The sequence below is a fragment of the Pseudomonas lactucae genome, from assembly GCF_036688725.1.
GTDB classification, from domain to species: domain Bacteria; phylum Pseudomonadota; class Gammaproteobacteria; order Pseudomonadales; family Pseudomonadaceae; genus Aquipseudomonas; species Aquipseudomonas lactucae.
On record NZ_JAQQPT010000020.1, the window covers coordinates 56,650 to 75,482 of the forward strand.

The window sequence follows — 18,833 nt, forward strand, 5'->3', positions numbered from 1 at the left end:
CCTGCGCTGAAGCTGGGCGGTAAGGCCTCAAGCCCTCAAAAACCTTACCTTAAATAACTGAAACTCGCGGAAAAACCCTGTCGGCGAAGGCCTTTGAGGTTGATCGCTGCGCTAAAGCGGTTCACGCCCTCTGCAGAGGGGCGGTGCCGTCGGTGCCAATTTAGTGCGCGCAACCCCAGGCTTGAACCGCTTTGGTGCTTTTTTGCCTTATACAGGCCTGCCAACCTCAATGGAAAATCTGCAAAGCGCGGTGGACACGCTGGTCCACAGCTCCAACACCCTGTTTATCCTGATCGGTGCGGTCATGGTACTGGCCATGCACGCAGGCTTCGCGTTTCTCGAAGTCGGCACGGTGCGCCAGAAAAACCAGGTCAACGCGCTGTCGAAGATCCTCAGCGACTTCGCCATCTCCACGTTGGCCTACTTCTTTATAGGCTATTGGATCTCCTATGGCGTGAGCTTCATGCAACCGGCGGCCGTGATCAGCGCCGACCACGGTTATGGCTTGGTGAAGTTCTTCTTCCTGCTGACGTTTGCCGCGGCGATCCCGGCGATTATTTCCGGGGGCATTGCCGAACGCGCAAAGTTCGCTCCGCAGTTGTGTGCCACTGCGTTGATCGTGGCGTTTATCTACCCCTTCTTTGAGGGCATGGTGTGGAACGGCAATTTCGGCTTGCAAGCCTGGTTGCTCGCCACCTTTGGCGCCAGTTTCCATGACTTCGCCGGCTCCGTGGTGGTGCACGCCATGGGCGGCTGGCTGGCGCTGGCGGCGGTATTGCTGCTGGGCCCGCGTAATGGACGCTACCGTGAAGGGCGCCTGGTGGCCTTCGCACCGTCGAGTATTCCGTTCCTGGCGCTGGGCTCGTGGATCCTCATCGTCGGCTGGTTCGGCTTTAACGTGATGAGTGCGCAGACCCTGAGCGGCGTCAGTGGCCTGGTGGCGGTCAACTCGCTGATGGCGATGGTCGGCGGCACCGTTGCTGCACTGGTGATCGGTCGCAATGACCCCGGCTTCCTGCACAACGGCCCGCTGGCCGGGCTGGTGGCGATCTGCGCCGGTTCCGATCTGATGCACCCGGTGGGCGCGCTGATCACTGGTGTTGTCGCGGGCGGGCTGTTTGTGTGGTGCTTTATCGCCGCTCAGGATCGCTGGAAGATCGACGACGTGCTCGGCGTGTGGCCGCTGCATGGTCTGTGTGGCGTATGGGGTGGCATCGCCTGCGGCATCTTTGGCCAGACGGCGCTGGGCGGGTTGGGCGGCGTGAGCCTGATCAGCCAGTTGATCGGCACCGGCCTCGGCGTGGCCGTGGCGTTTGGCGGCGGCCTGCTGGTGTACGGCGTGATCAAGCGCGCAAGCGGGCTGCGCCTGAGCCAGGAGCAGGAGTACTACGGTGCGGACCTGTCGATCCACAAGATCGGCGCGGTCAGTCAGGATTGATCGGCGCCTCGTCTTCGCTGTTGGGGTGCGCGTAAAAACCATGCAGCAAGCTGTAGCGGTCATGCCGCACTTCAGCGACCCGCGCCTGCACCTGCTGGTCCGGTAACCCCAGCAGGGTCAAGGCGTGGGAGGCAAGCATCAGGCTCGACTCCAACAGCTCGGGCACCACTTCGCTGGCTCCCGCCGCTTTCAGTTCGGCCAACTGGCTGTCATCGCGCGTGCGCACCAGAATCGGCACCTCGGGGTTGATCCGCCGCGCCTCCTTCAACACCAGCAGCGCGACGTCACTGTTGTCCACCGCAATCACCACCAACCGCGCACGCTCAAGGCCGACCGCGCTGAGCAAGGCGCCGCGACGGCAATCACCGTAATGCACGCTGCTGTCCTCGGTAGCGGCTTCCTGCACTCGTTCCGGGTCGTCATCCAGCGCAATAAACGCCTGTCGCTCGCGACGCAGAAAACGCCCGATGGACTGACCGACCCGGCCATACCCGCAGATCAACGCATGGCCCTGCAATTGCGCGTTGAGAGCACTGATGGTTTCCAACTGCACTTGCTGGTTGGGTTTGCGGTGCAGGCGCAGCGCAATGGCGGGCGCGGCGCGTAACAGCAGCGGGGTCAGCAGCATCGAGCAGAAGGTCGCGGCGAGCAGCAAGCCATTGAACTGGTCCGGGATCAGCCGGCTTTGCTGCATTTGCGCCATCAGCGCAAAACAGAACTCCCCGCCTTGGGCCAGGGCCAGGCCGCTGCGCCAGGCGGTTTCACTGTCGCTGCCGCGCAGCTTGACCAATGCGGCGACCAGGCAGCCCTTGACCAACATCAGTGTGAGGGTCAGGCCGAGGATCAACAGGCCATGGCTGAGGAACAGCTGCAGGTCGATGAGCATGCCGATGCTGACGAAAAACAGCCCCAGCAGGATGTCGCGAAACGGTCGGATATCCGCTTCGATCTGGTGACGATAATGGCTTTCGCCCAGCAACATGCCGGCCAGAAACGCACCGAGGGCAGGGGAGAGGCCGAGCAAATGGGTCAACCAGGCGGTGAGCAACACGATCACCAGCGCCAGCAGCACAAACAGCTCGGCCGAATGGGAGGCTGCGACTTCATGAAACAGACGCGGCAATAACCAGCGACTGGCCAGCAGCAAACCCACGAACAGCACCACGGTTTTACCCAGGGTCAACGGCAGGGCCCAGTACCAGGCTTGGTCGCTGCTGCCGGCAAACACGGGCACCAGGGTCAACAGCAACACGGCCACCACGTCCTGGAACAGCAGCACGCCAATCGCGTTCTGCCCATGGCTGCTGAAGATTTCCCCGAGGCTGGTCAGCTCCTTGCTGACGATCGCCGTGGACGACAACGCCAGCCCTGCGCCGAGCAGCAAGGCGATGCCGGGCGCCACGCCCAGGGCCATCAACAAACCGCCAAGCAGCACCGCGCAACCCAGCACTTGCAAACTGCCCAGGCCAAATACCACACGGCGCAGTGCCAGCATCTTGGTCAGGGAAAACTCCAGGCCCAGGGAGAACAGCAGGAACACCACGCCCAACTCCGCGAGGTCGGGCAGTTCTTCACTGTCGTTCACCCAGTCCAGAGCAGTAGGCCCCACGGCCAGGCCCACACACAGATAGCCGAGCACGGGCGGCAGTTGCAGCCGGCGAAACAGCGCAATCACCACCAGGGATGAGGCCAGAATGATCAGCAGGTTGGCGAACACGAGCAGCTCCGTTGCAGGGGTGAGCGGACAAAAAGCCGCGAGAATCGCTGATTCAGTTATAGGTCATGCTGATCTGGGTCAGTTTTTTTTGTGGGTCACAGCGGGAGGGCGGCTTTAGAATGATCGCTCGTCTCTTGCGAGGTCCAATTGCCATGCTTCCTGAATGCCAGCTGTTCGGCACCCTGGGTTGCCATTTGTGTGAGATTGCTGAGGCGGTAATCATGCCGTTCGTCGTCGGACAGGGGCTGCTCGTTGAGTTGGTGGATATCACCGACCCCGACGACCTGACCGAGGTCTACGGCCTGAGAATTCCTGTGCTTCGACGGGTGGACACGGGGGCGGAACTGGACTGGCCGTTCGACATTGAACAGGTTGTCACCTTTCTTCGCTGAGGTTTATGCGATGGCGGGTTTCCAAATATTAAGTTACTGTATGTTTGTACAGCGATTGAATAGAGGGAACGCCCGTGGTGAATGTTGAACAACTGAAAAGCAGCGTCAATCGCATGTCTGCCGACGTCGTGCGCGATGCGGTGAACGAGCTGCGCCTCGATGGCCTGGTCACGGAAGGCAAGACGCCGTTTAACAAAGTGCATTTCAATACCTGCTTTGCCGAGATCGAAGCGTTGTTCCAGCGCGCCGGTTACCACAAGCAGTTGGACGTGGTGGGTTACCAGGGTTTGCTCTACGCCTTGTACGATCCGGGCCGCTGGGAAGCGGTGGACGTGCTGCGCTGGCTCAAGGAGTTTACCGAGGCGGCCAGTGCCTCAAAGGTGCTGCGGGCCGAATTGGCCAAGGCCTGAGATCGGCCCTAGGCCGAATCCCGCTTCATGCGGGATAATGGCCGCCGGTTTTTTCCAAGGCTTTGAGCATCGGCATGTCCACTTCCGGTTTTTCCGCGTCCCAGCACCAAGCCAGCACCTTGTACTTGCCGCCCGGCCCGTGGGCGACCGTGCTCGATTGCCTGTGCGAGCACTTCCCGGCGATCGGCCGTGAACAGTGGCTGGACCGCATCGCCCGTGGCCGCGTGCTGGATATCAACGGCGGCCCGATTCTCCAGGACCTCGCTTACAAAGAGGGCCTGTGTATCTACTACTTCCGTGAAGTACTGAACGAAAAAGCGATCCCCGTGCAGGAAACCATCCTGTACGCCGACGAGCACTTGGTGGTGGCGGATAAACCGCACTTCCTGCCCGTGACTCCGGCCGGTGAGTACGTCGAGCAAACCTTGCTGCGCCGTCTGATCCGCCGCCTGGACAACCCATCGCTGGTGCCGCTGCATCGCATCGACCGCCACACCGCGGGCCTGGTGCTGTTCTCCGCCAACCCGGCCAGCCGCGCGGCCTATCAGCAGCTTTTTCCCACACGTCAGATCGACAAATTCTACGAAGCCATCGCCCCGGCCTTGCCTGGGCTGACGTTTCCGTTAGTCCACAAAAGCCGCTTGGTGGATGGCGAACCGTTTTTCCGCATGCAGGAAGGCGAGGGTGCCTGCAACACCGAAACGGGCGTGCAAGTGCGGGAGAAGAACGGTGACCTGTGGCGTTACGGCCTGTTCCCTGTGACCGGCAAGAAGCACCAGCTGCGCGTGCACATGACTGCGCTCGGCGCGAGCATCTGCAACGACCCGTTCTACCCGAACGTGATCAAGGATGCCGTGGACGACTACGCCAACCCCCTCAAACTGTTGGCCCAGGGCGTGCGGTTTATCGACCCGGTCACCGGGCAAGAGCGGCGTTTTCGCAGTGCCATCACCCTGGACTGGTAAATCCCAGATACGACAAGGCCCGCACGAGGCGGGCCTTGGGGCAAACGTTAAGCTTTACAGATCTTTAACGGTGCGAACCTGATCCTTGTTGATACGGGTGCGCTTGCCGTCCAGTTGCTGGAATTCATAGAAACCCGAATGTTCGTCGTATTTAGGGGTGTCGACGGCCTGGATTTCGCGACCGTCATTCAGGGTGATCACTGTAGGCGAGGCGCAACCGGCAAGGGTAGCGAGGCCCAGTGCAAGCATGAGAGCGGCGATGGTCCGTTGAGTCATGGGTCTTGTCTCCGAGAGAATACTTTTTAAATGCTGACCTTGTGACGCATGACACGCCGACAAAGTTCCTTGTACGGCGTTCATTCTGACACGCCGGACCTCTGGTGCAACAGTTGCGGTGTATTCAGGTTGGCCAGGCGCGGGTCATCCGCCGGGCATTCCAGGCCGATGCCGCCCAGTTGCAGGAAGAGCTTGCGCGGGCTGCGCTCACCGGCGTGCCAGGCCTGTTCTATCTCGGCTTGCAGGTAGGTCGGGATGATGCAGATCAACGGTTCCCAGAATTCGCCATGACGCACCATGACGGGCCACAACGGATTGCGCTGCCCGGTGTCGCGCAGGGCGTTCAGCAATTGAACGTCGAGGGCCGGCACATCACACGGCAATACCAGCAGATGCGGATGGCGCGCCGCCGCCAAGCCGGCGCGGATGCCGGCGAGCGGGCCGGGAAAGTCCGGGCTGTCGTCGCTCACCAGTTGGTCGGCGTAGGGCGCGTAGCGGTCGTGGTTGCGGTTGCACGAGATGATCAGGTCGTCCGTCAACGGTCGGGTCAGGCGTTGTAGATGGGCGATCAGCGGTTGGCCGCGCCACTGCAGTAGGCCCTTATCCTCGCCGCCCATGCGTTGGCCGCGGCCACCGGCCAATAGCAGAATCGAACAGGGCAGGGGTAAAGATTCAAGAGGCATGGCGGTTCCGCTGCGGCAGGCAAATGGGGGCCTGTGATATAACACCGGGCTGTTCCTTCGACAACCGGACCGTGCCATGAAAGCCAAGGCAGATGCGCCCTTCGTACCCCTGAATATCGCTGTATTGACCGTCAGCGACACCCGCACCCTGGACACCGACACCTCGGGCCAGGTCTTCGTCGACCGCCTGAGCGCCGCCGGCCACAACCTGGCCGAGCGCGTGCTGCTCAAGGACGACCTCTATAAAATCCGCGCCCAGGTCGCTCACTGGATTGCCGAAGACGTGGTGCAGGTGGTGCTGATCACCGGCGGCACCGGCTTCACCGGCCGCGACAGCACCCCCGAAGCCGTGAGCTGCCTGCTGGACAAACAGGTCGATGGCTTTGGCGAACTGTTCCGCCAGATATCCGTGGCCGATATCGGCACCTCCACCGTGCAATCCCGTGCCCTTGCCGGCTTGGCCAACGGTACGCTGGTGTGCTGCCTGCCGGGCTCCACCAATGCGGTGCGCACCGGTTGGGACGGCATCCTTGCCGAGCAACTGGATAACCGGCATCGCCCGTGCAACTTCGTGCCGCATCTGAAACAGGCCGAACCCTGTGAATCCCGTGGGTAAGCCCGGCAAGACCGGCGCCTTGATGCCGGTGGAAGCCGCCCTGCGGCAACTGCTGGCGTTGGCCGAAGCCGCGCCGATCCGCGAGCAGCACGCCGTGCCCCTGGCTGAATGTGATGGCCGGGTATTGGCGCGGGATCTGGTCTCCACCCTCGATCTGCCGCCGTGGCCCAACAGTGCCATGGACGGTTACGCCGTGCGCCTGGCGGATTGGGCCGGCGAGCCGCTGGTGGTCAGCCAGCGCATCTTCGCTGGCCAGGCGCCACAGCCCTTGGCCGCCGGCACCTGTGCGCGCATCTTCACCGGCGCGCCGGTGCCTGAGGGGGCCGACTGCGTGGAAATGCAGGAAAACGCCGTGATTCACGCCGACGAACGCGTGAGTTTTTCCGAGCCCCTGCATCTCAATCAGAACATCCGCCCTCAGGGCCAGGAAACCACCGTCGGCGAACACGTGTTGTCGGCCGGTACGCGCCTGGGCCCGATCGAGCTGGGCCTGGCTGCCTCGCTGGGCCGCGACCGCCTCGACGTGGTGCGCCGCGTCCGCGTCGCGGTGCTGTCCACCGGTGACGAGTTGATCGAACCGGGCTTGCCGCTGGGCCCGGGGCAGATCTACAACAGCAACCGCCGCGTGCTGTGCTCATGGCTGGCGCGTATGGGCTGCGAAGTGGTCGACGCCGGGATCCTGCCGGATGACCTGGAACAGACACGCGCGCGATTGGCGAGCCTGGGCAGCGTCGATCTGATCCTGTCCACCGGCGGTGTGTCGGTTGGCGAAGCGGATTACCTCGGTATCGCCCTGCGCGAAGAGGGCGAGCTGGCGCTGTGGAAGCTTGCGATCAAACCGGGCAAGCCGCTGACCGTCGGCCATTTCCGTGGCGTGCCGGTGATCGGCCTGCCCGGTAATCCGGCCTCGACCCTGGTGACGTTTGCGCTGTTGGCCCGGCCCTACATCCTGCGGCGTCAAGGCGTGGCTGACGTGGAGCCACTGCGCTTCGAAGTGCCGGTGGGTTTCGAGTGGCCAAAACCGGGCAATCGCCGTGAATATTTACGCGGGCGCATCGAGCAGGGCCGGGCGATCATCTACCGCAACCAAAGCTCCGGCGTGCTGCGTAGCGCGGCGTGGGCCGAGGGGTTAGTGGAGGTGGTGGAGGGGACGACCTTGTCGGTGGGTGATCGAGTCAATTTCATCCCGCTGAGCGAAGTCTTGAATTGACACCCAATCCAACAGTGGGAGGTGGCTTGCCTGTGGCTATTCAGTAATCGTCGCCACGCTCGGTCACATCCCGCTCCACCGGCCCCGCATCCGGGTCATACCCCACCGGGAACTTGCCCTTCAGCGTCCAGGCAAACGCGATGATTTCGGCAATCGTGCGGTACAGCTCCTCGGGAATGCTGTCGCCCAGCTCCATGCGCGCCAGCAGCTTTACCAGCTCGGCGTTTTCATAGATCGGCACTTCATTTTCCCGCGCCAGCTTGAGGATCGCTTCGGCCAGGGCATCGTCGCCCTTGGCCGTGAGGGTTGGCGCCTGTTGGCCGTCGTACTTGAGGGCAATCGCCTGGCGTGATGATTCGGTGTTCTTCATGCGGTTTCATCCACCCAGCGTTGTTCCAGTCCGGTTTTCGGCCCGCGTGGCGGGGTGCCCAGGTGGCAGTCCAGGTCGCCGACGTTGATGCCGGACGTCACCAGGCGCTCGCGCAGGCTGCCCAGGTGGCTTTCGATCAAACTCGCCGTAAACGGGCGCGTGGCCCATAGCTGGCTGGAGAGTTTGCCCTGGGTCAGTTGCGCCTGCACCTGCAACGGTCCGAGCGGCTCCATATCGAAGGCCAGTTCGACGCGCCAGAGCATCTGCTTGGCCTCTTTATTCGCCTTGCGTTCCGGTTGGTCCTTGTCCTGCGCCGGTTCTTCGCGCTGGAACTTGACCTGCAGCGGCACAATGTCCTGCAGGGTGCGCATGGGAATTTCCAGCTGCCAGGTGGTTTGCAGGCGACCATCGGCGGTGGTGCCGGTCTGTTCCAGGCTCGACAGTTGATGGCTCTGCAGGCGGGAGATGGCTCCGGCAGCCAGGCGCAGCAGGTTTTCCAGGTCGCCTTCGCCTTCCAGTTTGGCCATGACCCGCTCCGGCAGTGGGAAGCTGACCGGTGCCTGCCGTGCGCTGACCTGGCCGAGGGTATTGAGCGGGCTGCGCACAAAGTTCGGCATGATCTGGGCCAGTGTGTTGGCCGCAAGGATGGCGTTCAAGTTGGTGGCGGTGGGCAGCGCAGGCAGCAAGTCGGCCACCAGGCGCAGCAGCGCGCCCTTCATGTCCAGCGGCGGTACTTGCGGGTTTTGTCCGGCGAGCAGCTTGGCTTCCAGAAACGCCCCGCTGTTCTGGATCACCTGGGCCAGCACCTTGGGATTGCTCACCTGGGCCAGGTCGGGCAGGGCGGCCAGCAAGCGATCCGCTGCGGCGCGCAGGTTGGCGGACGTGCTGTTATCGGAGGCGCTGTCGTCGCTCGGCAGGTTTAGCAAGGCGGTGAACACCGCATCCAGCGAGCCCTGGCGACTCTGCTGGGTGGCGAGTTGTTGCGTGATGGCCAGTTGATCCTTGAGCCCGCTGAGCGGCACAAAGCTCAAGGTCTGCGCGTTCTGCACCACGGCACTGAGCAAACTGCCCACGCGCAACGGCTGCGGGCTTTCCACCGTCAGGGTTGCACCGGCCAGGGCATTGTTGAGCACCGTCACCAGCGAGCGGTAGATCGCCGGTTGTGCGGTGCCCTGGGGCAGCATCTGCGTGGTCAGCACCTTGGCTTGCAGCAGGGTGCCTTCCGGTAACTGGGTGGTATCAATACGGGTGAGGGCGGCCACATTGGCGCTTATCGCCTGCTGCAAGCTGAGGGTCAGGTTGCCCGCCGGCGTTTGGCTCACCGCTACATTGCTGCCCAACGGCAGTGGCTGGGCGCTGGAGGCCTGCACCAGCGTCTGGCGGCCGCCTTCAAGGGTCAGCTTGAGCAACAACTGAAAGGCTTCGCCGCCTTGCTTGAGTGCGATCACCTCAGCGTTCGCGGTTTTTCCGGGGTCGATCAGCCCGATCTGCGGCTCCAGCAGTTTGAGCAATTCACCCGTGGCAGGCGCAAGGCTTTGCCCTGCCACCGGGGCGGGAGGAAGCGTAGGAAGGTTGATCTCGCCGGTCATCGTGCACGTCGTCTCTGGGGAAATAGCCCTCTTTAGCGTAGGGCATCACATGTATAATGCCGCCCGTCTGCAACGAGAGCGGTAAAAACCTCACAACTATTTGATCCAGCTCTCTAAAATCGGTCGCCAAAGCCGTTATTGTGCATCTCTCTTTAACGGCCGCTGCACCGCCGACTTGAACCGTAAAGGCCCGCGATCTCTTGACCAGCCCTCTTCTTGAAGCCATAGCGCTCTCCTGTGAACGCGACCTGCGCCTGCTGTTCGAACACCTCGAGCTGCGGCTGGCGGGCGGCGACATGGTGCAGGTCAGCGGGCCCAACGGCAGCGGCAAGACCAGTTTGCTGCGCCTGCTGGCCGGGTTGATGCAGCCCACGGCCGGCGTTGTACGCCTGAACGGCAAACCGCTCGATGAGCAACGTACTACGCTTGCGCGCAACCTGATCTGGATCGGCCACGCCGCCGGCATCAAGGATGTGCTCACCGCTGAAGAAAACCTCAGCTGGCTCAGCGCCCTGCATCATCGCGCCTCCCGTGACGCCATTTGGCAGGCCCTGGCCGCCGTGGGTCTCAAGGGTTTTGAAGACGTTCCCTGTCACACCTTGTCCGCCGGCCAGCAACGCCGCGTGGCGCTGGCGCGCTTGTACCTGCCGGGCCCGCCGCTATGGATTCTCGACGAACCCTTCACCGCCCTCGATAAACAAGGCGTCGCCCAACTTGAAGAGCACTTGGCGCGGAATTGCGAGCAGGGCGGTACGGTGTTGCTTACCACCCACCATACTCTGGCCCGTGTGCCGTCCGGTTACCGCGACCTGGATTTGGGACGGTGGTCGGCATGAGTGTATTCGCCCTGTTGGTCGCCCGCGAAGCGCGGCTGTTGTGCCGTCGTCCGGCCGAACTGGCCAACCCCCTGGTGTTCTTCGCCATCGTCATCGCGTTGTTCCCGTTGGCGGTCGGTCCGGAGACTAAACTGTTGCAAACCTTGTCCCCGGGATTGGTGTGGGTGGCGGCGCTGTTGTCGGTCCTGCTCTCGCTGGACGGGCTGTTTCGCAGTGATTTCGAAGACGGTTCCCTGGAGCAGTGGGTCCTTTCGTCGCACCCCTTGCCACTTCTGGTACTGGCCAAGGTACTGGCACACTGGGCTTTTTCCGGTTTGGCGCTAGTCTTGCTTTCGCCGCTGTTGGCAATGATGTTGGGATTGCCCAGCGAATGCCTGCCGATCCTGTTGCTGAGCCTGTTGCTCGGTACGCCGGTGCTCAGCCTGTTGGGGGCGGTGGGCGCAGCGTTGACCGTCGGTTTGAAACGGGGTGGCCTGTTGCTGGCCTTGTTGATTCTGCCTTTGTACATCCCGGTCCTGATCCTCGGCAGCGGCGCGTTGCAAGCCGCGCTGATGGGCATGCCGGCGACCGGTTACCTCCTGTGGCTTGGCAGCCTGACCGCCCTGGCGGTAACCCTGACACCCTTTGCCATAGCGGCCGGCCTGAAGATCAGCGTCGGCGAATAATGAGGTCTGGTCAGGCGTTACACGCTTGGCCAGTAAAGACCCTGCGCTTCTTGCCACGACAAGAAGCAACCGTGAGAAACAGCAATGAACTGGACCTGGTTTCACAAGCTCGGCTCGCCCAAATGGTTTTACGGCATCAGCGGCAAGCTGCTGCCATGGTTGAGCGTCGCCGCCGTGTTGCTGATCGGCATCGGCCTGGCCTGGGGCCTGGCTTTTGCGCCGCCGGATTACCAGCAAGGCAACAGTTTTCGCATCATCTATATCCATGTGCCCGCCGCGATGCTGGCCCAGTCCTGCTACGTGATGCTGGCGGTGTGCGGCATCGTCGGCCTGGTGTGGAAGATGAAGCTGGCCGACGTGGCCCTGCAATGCGCGGCGCCCATCGGCGCGTGGATGACCGCCGTGGCGCTGGTCACCGGCGCGATCTGGGGCAAACCCACCTGGGGTTCGTGGTGGGTGTGGGATGCGCGACTAACGTCCATGTTGATCCTGCTGTTCCTGTACTTCGGTCTGATTGCCCTGGGCAATGCGATCAGCAATCGTGACAGCGCCGCCAAGGCCTGCGCGGTGCTGGCGATTGTCGGGGTGATCAACATCCCGATCATCAAGTACTCGGTGGAGTGGTGGAACACCCTGCATCAGGGCGCCACCTTCACCCTCACCGAAAAACCGGCAATGCCCGTGGAAATGTGGGCGCCGTTGCTGCTAATGGTGCTGGGGTTCTACTGCTTCTTCGGTGCCGTGCTGCTGATGCGCATGCGCCTCGAAGTGCTCAAGCGTGAAGCCCGTGCCAGTTGGGTCAAGGCCGAAGTGCAAAGCTGCCTGGGAGCGCGTGGATGAGTTTTGCTTCTTTCAGTGATTTTCTCGCCATGGGCCACCATGGCCTGTATGTCTGGACGGCCTATGGCATCTGCCTGGCGGTGCTGGCCCTCAACGTCGCCGCGCCGATCCTGGCGCGCAAGCGTTACCTGCAACAAGAGGCGCGTCGTCTGCGCCGGGAGACCGAAAAGTGAATCCGCTGCGTAGAAAGCGTCTGTTGATCATCCTCGCCATCATGGCCGGCGTCGGCATTGCCGTGGGCCTGGCCTTGAGCGCCCTGCAGCAGAACATCAACCTGTTCTACACGCCCACGCAGATCGCGAATGGCGAAGCACCGTTAGACACACGCATCCGCGCCGGCGGCATGGTGGAGAAGGGCTCGCTGAAGCGTTCCGGCGATTCCCTCGACGTGACATTCGTGGTCACCGACTTCAACAAGGCCGTGACCATCACCTACCGCGGCATCCTCCCGGACCTGTTTCGCGAAGGCCAGGGCATCGTCGCCCTGGGCAAGCTCAACGCCGACGGGGTGGTGGTAGCCGATGAAGTGCTGGCCAAGCACGATGAAAAATACATGCCGCCTGAGGTCACCAAGGCGCTCAAGGACAGCGGCCAATCCGCGCCAACACCCGCGAAGGAGGGCTGAGTGATGATGTCCGCATTATTTATTCCCGAACTCGGCCAACTGGCAATGATCCTCGCGCTGTGCTTCGCCATCGTGCAGGCCGTGGTGCCGTTGCTCGGCGCCTGGCGTGGCGACCGCCTGTGGATGAGCCTGGCGCAGCCGGCTGCCTGGGGCCAGTTCGCCTTTCTGCTGTTCGCGTTTGGCTGTCTGACCTACGCCTTCATGACCGACGATTTTTCGGTCGCCTATGTCGCCAACAACTCCAACAGTGCCTTGCCCTGGTACTACAAGTTCAGTGCCGTGTGGGGCGCCCACGAAGGGTCGTTGCTGCTGTGGGCCCTGATTCTCGGTGGCTGGACCTTCGCCGTATCGGTGTTCTCGCGCCAACTGCCGCAGGTAATGCTGGCGCGGGTGCTGGCGGTGATGGGCATGATCAGCATCGGCTTCCTGTTGTTCCTGATCATGACCTCCAACCCATTCAGCCGCATCCTGCCGCAGATCCCGGCCAACGGGCATGACCTCAACCCTTTGTTGCAGGACATCGGCCTGATCGTGCACCCGCCGATGCTTTACATGGGCTACGTCGGTTTCTCGGTGGCCTTCGCGTTCGCCATCGCCGCCTTGCTCGGTGGGCGCCTCGACGCGGCCTGGGCGCGCTGGTCGCGGCCTTGGACCATCGTCGCCTGGGCCTTTCTCGGCATTGGCATCACCCTGGGGTCGTGGTGGGCCTACTACGAACTCGGCTGGGGCGGCTGGTGGTTCTGGGACCCGGTGGAAAACGCCTCGTTCATGCCCTGGCTGGTGGGCACCGCGTTGATCCACTCGTTGGCCGTCACCGAAAAGCGTGGAGTGTTCAAAAGCTGGACCGTGTTGCTGGCGATTGCGGCATTTTCCCTCAGCCTGCTCGGCACTTTCCTCGTGCGTTCGGGCGTGCTGACTTCCGTCCACGCGTTCGCCTCCGATCCTGCGCGCGGTGTGTTCATCCTGATCTTCCTGCTGTTCGTGGTCGGTGGTTCCCTGACCCTGTTCGCCCTGCGCGCACCGGTGGTCAAGAGCCAGGTCGGTTTTAACCTGTGGTCGCGGGAAACCCTGCTGCTGGGCAATAACCTGGTGCTGGTGGTGACTGCGTCGATGATCCTGCTCGGCACCCTGTATCCGTTGGTGCTGGATGCCCTGAGCGGCGCCAAGCTGTCCGTCGGCCCACCGTACTTCAACGCGTTGTTTATTCCGTTGATGGGCCTGCTGATGGGGGTGATGGCCGTCGGTGTGCTGGTGCGCTGGAAGGACACCCCGGTCAAATGGCTGGCCGGCATGCTGATGCCGGTGCTGTTGGGCAGTGTGGCCCTGGCCGTGATCGCCGGGGTTGCCTATGGCGACTTCAACTGGGCGGTGCTCGCCACCTTTATGCTCGCCGCCTGGGTACTGCTGGCCGGTGTACGTGATATTGCCGACAAGACTCGCCACAAAGGCCTGATCAAAGGCCTGCCGACACTGACCCGCAGCTACTGGGGCATGCAGATCGCTCACCTCGGCATCGCCGTGTGCGCCCTGGGCGTGGTGCTCTCCAGCCAGAACAGCGCCGAGCGCGACCTGCGCCTGGCGCCGGGCGAGTCCATGGACCTGGCCGGTTACCAATTCATCTTCGAAGGCGCCAAGCACTTCGAGGGGCCGAACTTCACGTCGGATAAAGGCACCGTGCGCGTAGTACGCAACGGTAACGAAATCGCCGTGCTGCACCCGGAAAAACGCCTGTACACCGTGCAGAGTTCGATGATGACCGAAGCCGGCATCGACGCCGGTTTCACCCGTGATCTCTACGTCGCCCTGGGTGAACCGCTGGGCGAGGGGGCCTGGGCGGTACGCGTGCATGTGAAACCGTTCGTGCGCTGGATCTGGTTCGGCGGCTTGCTCACCGGTTTCGGTGGTTTGCTCGCGGCGCTGGACCGACGTTATCGGGTCAAGGTCAAGAGCCGGGTGCGTGAAGCCCTCGGCATGGGAGCTGCGGTATGAAGCGTTGGTTGATGGTGTTGCCGCTGGCGGCGTTTCTGGTGGTGGCGGTGTTCCTCTATCGCGGTTTGTACCTGGACCCGGCCGAGTTGCCGTCGGCGATGATCGGCAAGCCGTTCCCCGCGTTTTCGCTGCCGAACGTGCAGGGCGACAAAACCCTGGCCCGCGCCGACCTGCTGGGCAAACCGGCACTGGTCAACGTGTGGGGCACCTGGTGCATCTCCTGCCGCGTCGAGCACCCCGTGCTGAACAAACTTGCCGACAAAGGCGTGGTGATCTACGGCATCAACTACAAGGACGACAACGCCGCCGCCTTGAAGTGGCTGGCGGAGTTCCACAACCCGTACCAGTTGGATATCCGCGATGAAGACGGCAACCTCGGTCTGAACCTGGGCGTGTACGGCGCACCGGAAACTTTCTTTATCGATGCCAAGGGCGTGATCCGCGACAAATACGTCGGCGTGATCGACGAAGTGGTGTGGCGCGAACAACTGGCCGCCAAATACCAGGCCCTGGTCGATGAGGCCAAGCCATGAAGCGCCTGTTAGCCGCTGCTGTGCTGGCGCTGGGGTTGGCCGGTATGGCCCACGCCGCCATCGACACTTATGAGTTCGCCAACGACGCCGAACGTGAGCGCTTTCGCGACCTGACCAAGGAACTGCGCTGCCCCAAATGCCAGAACCAGGACATCGCCGATTCCAACGCACCCATCGCCGCCGACCTGCGCAAAGAGATCTTCCGCATGCTGGGCGAGGGCAAGGACAACCAGCAGATCATCGACTTCATGGTCGACCGCTACGGTGATTTCGTGCGCTATAAACCGGCCCTCACCGGCAAGACCGCGTTGCTCTGGTTCGGCCCCGCCGGGCTGCTGTTGGCCGGTGTGGTGGTGATGGCTGTGATCGTCCGTCGCCGCCGCGCCGCGCCTGCCGATGGCAGCGACGCGCTGTCCCCTGAAGAGCGTAAACGCCTCGACCAATTGCTGGACACCAAGACTGATGATTGATTTCTGGCTCGCAGCCGGCCTGCTGCTTCTGATTGCCCTGAGTTTCCTGTTGATCCCCGTATTGCGCGGCCGCCGTGCCCAGCGTGAAGAGGATCGCACCGCGCTGAACGTGGCGCTGTATCAAGAACGCGTCGCCGAACTGCAAATGCAGCAGGACGAAGGCGTATTGAATGCCGCGCAACTCGACACCGGCCGCGCCGAAGCCGCCCGCGAATTGCTCGCTGATACCGAAGGTGTGGAAAAACCCCGCGAATCGCGCCTGGGCAAACCGCTGCCATTGCTCGCCGCCGTGCTGGTACCGGTACTCGGCCTGGGTTTGTATCTGCATTTCGGCGCCAGCGACAAAGTCGAACTGACCCGCGAATTCTCCCAGCCACCGGTGTCCCTGCAAGACATGACCCAGCGCCTGGAACGTGCCGCCGTGGCCCAGCCGGATTCGGCCGAAGGCTTGTACTTCCTCGGTCGCGCGTATATGGCCCAGGATCGTTCGGCCGATGCGGCCAAGGTTTTCGAACGCACCGTGGCCCTGGCCGGTCGCCAGCCGGAACTGCTCGGCCAGTGGGCCCAGGCGCAGTACTTTGCCGACAACAAACAGTGGTCGCCAGAGGTGCAGGCGCTGACTGATGAAGCCCTGAAGCTCGACCCCAAGGAAGTCACCAGCTTGGGTTTGCTGGGCATTGCCGCGTTTGAAGGCCAGCGTTATCAGGACGCGATTGATTACTGGGGCCGCCTGCTGACGCAACTGCCACCCGGCGATAACTCCCGCGCCGCGCTGCAAGGCGGGATCGACCGGGCGACGGAAAAGTTGAAAGAAAGCGGTGGCACCGTCGCACAAAAGGCATTGTTAAAAGTCCGCGTGGACCTCGCCGCCGAGGTCAAAGCCAAAGCCCTTCCGACCGACAGCGTCTTCATCTTCGCCCGCGCCGTCAGCGGCCCGCCGGCACCGTTGGCGGCCAAGCGCGTCACCGTCGCCGAACTGCCCATCACCGTCGAACTGGGTGACGCCGACGCAATGATGCCGCAGTTGAAACTGTCCAACTTCCCCGAAGTCCAACTGGTTGCGCGCATTTCCCGGGCCGGACTTCCGACCAAGGGTGAGTGGATCGGCCGCAGCCAACCCCTGGCCAGCAGCACCACTGCGCAGCAGCAACTGACCATCGACAGTCCGGACCAGTAAATTCGAGGAAACGCCATGACCGCATTCGCACGCATCACCCTGCTCAGCCTCGTATTAGGCCTGAGTGCCTGTGCGGTCCACCGACCACCTCCAGGCCCCACCGGCCCGACCATCCCGCCGTCGGGCCCGTCAACCAAACCGAGCACCAAACCGTCCGGCCCGGTAACACCGGCCCCGAAACCGCTGCCGAGCAAATCGCCGACCTTCGCCCCACCGCCCGGCGCCGCCAGCCACTGGGACGGCAAGATGCAGGTCTACGTGCTCGACGACCAACCCGACACTTTCTACCGCCAGCGTACCTACTACCGCTGGAGCAACGGCTGGAGCCGCTCCATCAGCCCAAATGGCCCCTGGGAAGAAACCGACGTGCAGGGCGTGCCGCCGGGGTTGAGCAAGCAATACGCGCAATGACAAAAAGGCGACCTGAGGGTCGCCTTTTTCATGCTTGTGAAATCCATCCTTCCAAACACTGGGGATCAACTGTGGGAGGGGCGGTGCGATCAAGCCACGGGACACTCCCGCTCCAGCGCCGCCTCCACCAACAACTGCGCAATCTCCACCATTTGCACCACCGCCAGCACCCGCTTGCGGCTTGCGCCATCCAGATGCTCGGCACAGTCGTACGCACAGGCCGTCGCCGATTCCAGCATTTCGCTGGCATTGCTCAGGGCAGCTTCGGTGCTGAGGCCAGGGCGGACGGTGAAGATGATGTCGGGTGGGGTTTGTAGGATGTCATCCGAGGTGGATGGTGGGGGATTTGGCGTAACTTTTTTCATGGCGAAGCTCCTATGAATGAGCACCTCCATCTCGCTACCACACGATGTAAGGAGGCGACTGTACACGGGGTGGTAGACCGGTCATAGAAACCCGGCAGGCCGAAGCCTCCCGTGCACAGCCGCCACAAAGCAGCCCGCACAAAAAAACGCCCTTGAGCGTTTTTGGGATCTATGAAGGAACCGGGCTACCACACCCGTTCGCTGATTTTGCAGCGACCCGCGAAGGTTAGCGGCGACACTGATCGGACGCAACCCGAAATCTGTGTAGGGCAGGTCCTAACAACGAAGTTCTCGACTTGAGATGCAATCGACTGTGGAAGGGGGGCTTGCTCCCGATAGCAGTGGGTCAGTTGAAACATCTCTGACTGACACACCCCTATCGAGAGCAAGCTCCATCGCCACGGGGTAGCGCCTATTGCCGGATTCGCAGAACGTGATGCACGGCATGTCTCACTCCGGTAAGGTGGCCGCCGCAGGCAGGGCTGCCGAAGGCCTGCTGGATATATTTTCCCGTGCCGACTACCCGGCGCCGTGGTCCAAGAAGTCTGCAAACAAGCGAAGAGGCGGTATTGATGTCAGGCAGGTTGATCTATCTCATCGGGCCCTCGGGTTCGGGCAAGGACAGCCTGCTGGACGCCGCACGCCCACGGTTGGCCGAGTGCGGCTGTCGCATTGTGCGCCGGGTAATCACCCGTTCGGCGGAGGCGGTGGGCGAAGCGGCCCAAGGCGTGAGCCCGGCGCAGTTTGCCGCGATGCAGGACGAGGACGCGTTTGCCCTCAGTTGGCAGGCCAACGGGTTGTCCTATGGTATTCCCAAAGAGATTGACGCGTGGCTGGCGGCCGGGGAGGACGTGCTGGTCAATGGCTCCCGCGCGCACCTGGCGCAAACCCGCGAGCGTTACCCGACGTTGCTGGTGCTGTTGCTGACGGTTGATCAAGCCGTATTGCGCCAGCGCCTGATCGCGCGCGGGCGTGAGTCTCTGGCGGATATCGAGGAACGCCTGGCGCGCAACGCGCGGTTCACCGAGGAGCTGATCGCCGCCAATGGCGCGGGGTTATGTGTACTGGACAACTCCGGCCCCCTGGAACACACGGTCGAGCGTTTGCTGTGCTGCCTCGACCAGGGGCGCTCGGCCTGCACGTGATTCTGCGTTGCTACGGATTACCCGATATCGGAGCAAGCCCCCTCCCACCGGGGGCTGCATTGCTCTTAGATATTTACAAACACCCGCGGATTAATTTTTAGCAGTTGTTAG

23 protein-coding genes are annotated in these 18,833 nt (G+C 62.6%); 17 read left to right on the forward strand and 6 right to left on the reverse strand.

The window, feature by feature from the left end; genetic code table 11:
• Positions 1-229: 229 nt before the first annotated feature.
• Positions 230-1,438 carry an ammonium transporter gene (locus V6M90_RS22125; RefSeq protein WP_042944396.1) on the forward strand — a complete coding sequence of 403 codons (1,209 nt, stop codon included), beginning with the start codon at positions 230-232 and terminating at the stop codon, positions 1,436-1,438.
• Here V6M90_RS22125 and V6M90_RS22130 read toward each other — a convergent pair.
• Positions 1,425-3,155, reverse strand: a complete 1,731-nt coding sequence (locus tag V6M90_RS22130; protein WP_332847143.1) for a cation:proton antiporter — start codon at positions 3,153-3,155, stop codon at positions 1,425-1,427. The genes V6M90_RS22125 and V6M90_RS22130 overlap by 14 nt on opposite strands.
• Before the next feature lie 152 nt (positions 3,156-3,307).
• Here V6M90_RS22130 and V6M90_RS22135 point away from each other — a divergent pair, with 152 nt between their 5' ends.
• The 3 genes from V6M90_RS22135 (at position 3,308) to V6M90_RS22145 (ending at position 4,922) form a co-directional block, all read left to right on the forward strand.
• Positions 3,308-3,547, forward strand: a complete 240-nt coding sequence (locus V6M90_RS22135) for a glutaredoxin family protein (protein WP_042945630.1) — start codon at positions 3,308-3,310, stop codon at positions 3,545-3,547.
• Between the two features lie 74 nt (positions 3,548-3,621).
• Positions 3,622-3,957: a hypothetical protein gene (locus V6M90_RS22140; RefSeq protein WP_003172759.1), complete on the forward strand. Its 336-nt coding sequence runs from the start codon at positions 3,622-3,624 to the stop codon at positions 3,955-3,957.
• Positions 3,958-4,031: 74 nt separating this feature from the next.
• Positions 4,032-4,922 carry a pseudouridine synthase gene (locus V6M90_RS22145; RefSeq protein ID WP_332847144.1) on the forward strand — a complete coding sequence of 297 codons (891 nt, stop codon included), beginning with the start codon at positions 4,032-4,034 and terminating at the stop codon, positions 4,920-4,922.
• 54 nt (positions 4,923-4,976) lie between these two features.
• On the opposite strand, the gene V6M90_RS22150 is transcribed toward V6M90_RS22145, so the two are convergent.
• Both V6M90_RS22150 and mobA read right to left on the reverse strand, forming a co-directional pair.
• The gene (locus tag V6M90_RS22150) at positions 4,977-5,198 is read right to left on the reverse strand and encodes a YgdI/YgdR family lipoprotein (RefSeq protein ID WP_141063738.1); all 222 of its coding nucleotides are present in this window, start codon (positions 5,196-5,198) and stop codon (positions 4,977-4,979) included.
• Between the two features lie 80 nt (positions 5,199-5,278).
• A complete protein-coding gene (gene mobA, locus V6M90_RS22155; protein ID WP_141063737.1) occupies positions 5,279-5,881 on the reverse strand; it encodes a molybdenum cofactor guanylyltransferase MobA in 603 nt (200 codons plus the stop codon).
• Positions 5,882-5,957: 76 nt separating this feature from the next.
• On the opposite strand from mobA, the gene moaB reads away from it, so the two are divergent.
• Both moaB and V6M90_RS22165 read left to right on the forward strand, forming a co-directional pair.
• A complete protein-coding gene (gene moaB, locus V6M90_RS22160) occupies positions 5,958-6,497 on the forward strand; it encodes a molybdenum cofactor biosynthesis protein B (RefSeq protein ID WP_003172764.1) in 540 nt (179 codons plus the stop codon).
• Positions 6,481-7,707, forward strand: a complete 1,227-nt coding sequence (locus V6M90_RS22165; protein WP_141063736.1) for a molybdopterin molybdotransferase MoeA — start codon at positions 6,481-6,483, stop codon at positions 7,705-7,707. Before moaB ends, V6M90_RS22165 begins: the two co-directional genes overlap by 17 nt.
• 40 nt (positions 7,708-7,747) lie before the next feature.
• On the opposite strand, the gene V6M90_RS22170 is transcribed toward V6M90_RS22165, so the two are convergent.
• Positions 7,748-8,077 carry an EscU/YscU/HrcU family type III secretion system export apparatus switch protein gene (locus V6M90_RS22170; protein WP_003172766.1) on the reverse strand — a complete coding sequence of 110 codons (330 nt, stop codon included), beginning with the start codon at positions 8,075-8,077 and terminating at the stop codon, positions 7,748-7,750.
• The gene (fliK, locus tag V6M90_RS22175) at positions 8,074-9,666 is read right to left on the reverse strand and encodes a flagellar hook-length control protein FliK (RefSeq protein ID WP_003172767.1); all 1,593 of its coding nucleotides are present in this window, start codon (positions 9,664-9,666) and stop codon (positions 8,074-8,076) included. Before fliK ends, V6M90_RS22170 begins: the two co-directional genes overlap by 4 nt.
• A gap of 200 nt (positions 9,667-9,866) precedes the next feature.
• Between fliK and ccmA the strand changes: the two genes are divergently transcribed.
• The 10 genes from ccmA to V6M90_RS22225 all read left to right on the forward strand — a co-directional run bounded on the left by ccmA (position 9,867) and on the right by V6M90_RS22225 (position 17,212).
• Entirely contained in the window at positions 9,867-10,502 is a 636-nt protein-coding gene (gene ccmA / locus V6M90_RS22180; RefSeq protein ID WP_332847145.1) for a cytochrome c biogenesis heme-transporting ATPase CcmA, read from the forward strand.
• Positions 10,499-11,167 (forward strand): heme exporter protein CcmB, encoded by a 669-nt coding sequence (ccmB, locus tag V6M90_RS22185; RefSeq protein ID WP_003172769.1) that lies wholly within the window; start codon positions 10,499-10,501, stop codon positions 11,165-11,167. Before ccmA ends, ccmB begins: the two co-directional genes overlap by 4 nt.
• 84 nt (positions 11,168-11,251) lie before the next feature.
• Positions 11,252-12,007, forward strand: coding sequence for a heme ABC transporter permease (locus V6M90_RS22190; RefSeq protein ID WP_003172770.1), 756 nt, complete (start codon positions 11,252-11,254; stop codon positions 12,005-12,007).
• On the forward strand, positions 12,004-12,180 hold the full coding sequence (gene ccmD / locus V6M90_RS22195; protein WP_003172771.1) for a heme exporter protein CcmD: 177 nt from the start codon (positions 12,004-12,006) through the stop codon (positions 12,178-12,180). The genes V6M90_RS22190 and ccmD overlap by 4 nt, the downstream gene beginning before the upstream one ends.
• Positions 12,177-12,632 (forward strand): cytochrome c maturation protein CcmE, encoded by a 456-nt coding sequence (gene ccmE, locus V6M90_RS22200; protein ID WP_003172772.1) that lies wholly within the window; start codon positions 12,177-12,179, stop codon positions 12,630-12,632. The genes ccmD and ccmE overlap by 4 nt, the downstream gene beginning before the upstream one ends.
• Before the next feature lie 3 nt (positions 12,633-12,635).
• Positions 12,636-14,621, forward strand: coding sequence for a heme lyase CcmF/NrfE family subunit (locus tag V6M90_RS22205; protein ID WP_003172773.1), 1,986 nt, complete (start codon positions 12,636-12,638; stop codon positions 14,619-14,621).
• Positions 14,618-15,154 carry a DsbE family thiol:disulfide interchange protein gene (locus V6M90_RS22210; RefSeq protein WP_003172774.1) on the forward strand — a complete coding sequence of 179 codons (537 nt, stop codon included), beginning with the start codon at positions 14,618-14,620 and terminating at the stop codon, positions 15,152-15,154. Before V6M90_RS22205 ends, V6M90_RS22210 begins: the two co-directional genes overlap by 4 nt.
• A complete protein-coding gene (locus V6M90_RS22215; RefSeq protein ID WP_003172775.1) occupies positions 15,151-15,624 on the forward strand; it encodes a cytochrome c-type biogenesis protein in 474 nt (157 codons plus the stop codon). Before V6M90_RS22210 ends, V6M90_RS22215 begins: the two co-directional genes overlap by 4 nt.
• Complete coding sequence (ccmI, locus tag V6M90_RS22220) at positions 15,617-16,801, forward strand: c-type cytochrome biogenesis protein CcmI (RefSeq protein WP_332847146.1); 1,185 nt, start codon at positions 15,617-15,619, stop codon at positions 16,799-16,801. Before V6M90_RS22215 ends, ccmI begins: the two co-directional genes overlap by 8 nt.
• A gap of 15 nt (positions 16,802-16,816) precedes the next feature.
• Complete coding sequence (locus V6M90_RS22225) at positions 16,817-17,212, forward strand: hypothetical protein (RefSeq protein WP_003172777.1); 396 nt, start codon at positions 16,817-16,819, stop codon at positions 17,210-17,212.
• Positions 17,213-17,301: 89 nt separating this feature from the next.
• Here V6M90_RS22225 and V6M90_RS22230 read toward each other — a convergent pair whose 3' ends face one another.
• Positions 17,302-17,577, reverse strand: coding sequence for a DUF6124 family protein (locus tag V6M90_RS22230; RefSeq protein WP_003172778.1), 276 nt, complete (start codon positions 17,575-17,577; stop codon positions 17,302-17,304).
• Positions 17,578-18,149: 572 nt separating this feature from the next.
• Between V6M90_RS22230 and phnN the strand changes: the two genes are divergently transcribed.
• Positions 18,150-18,722 carry a phosphonate metabolism protein/1,5-bisphosphokinase (PRPP-forming) PhnN gene (gene phnN / locus V6M90_RS22235; RefSeq protein WP_003172779.1) on the forward strand — a complete coding sequence of 191 codons (573 nt, stop codon included), beginning with the start codon at positions 18,150-18,152 and terminating at the stop codon, positions 18,720-18,722.
• Positions 18,723-18,833: the final 111 nt, after the last annotated feature.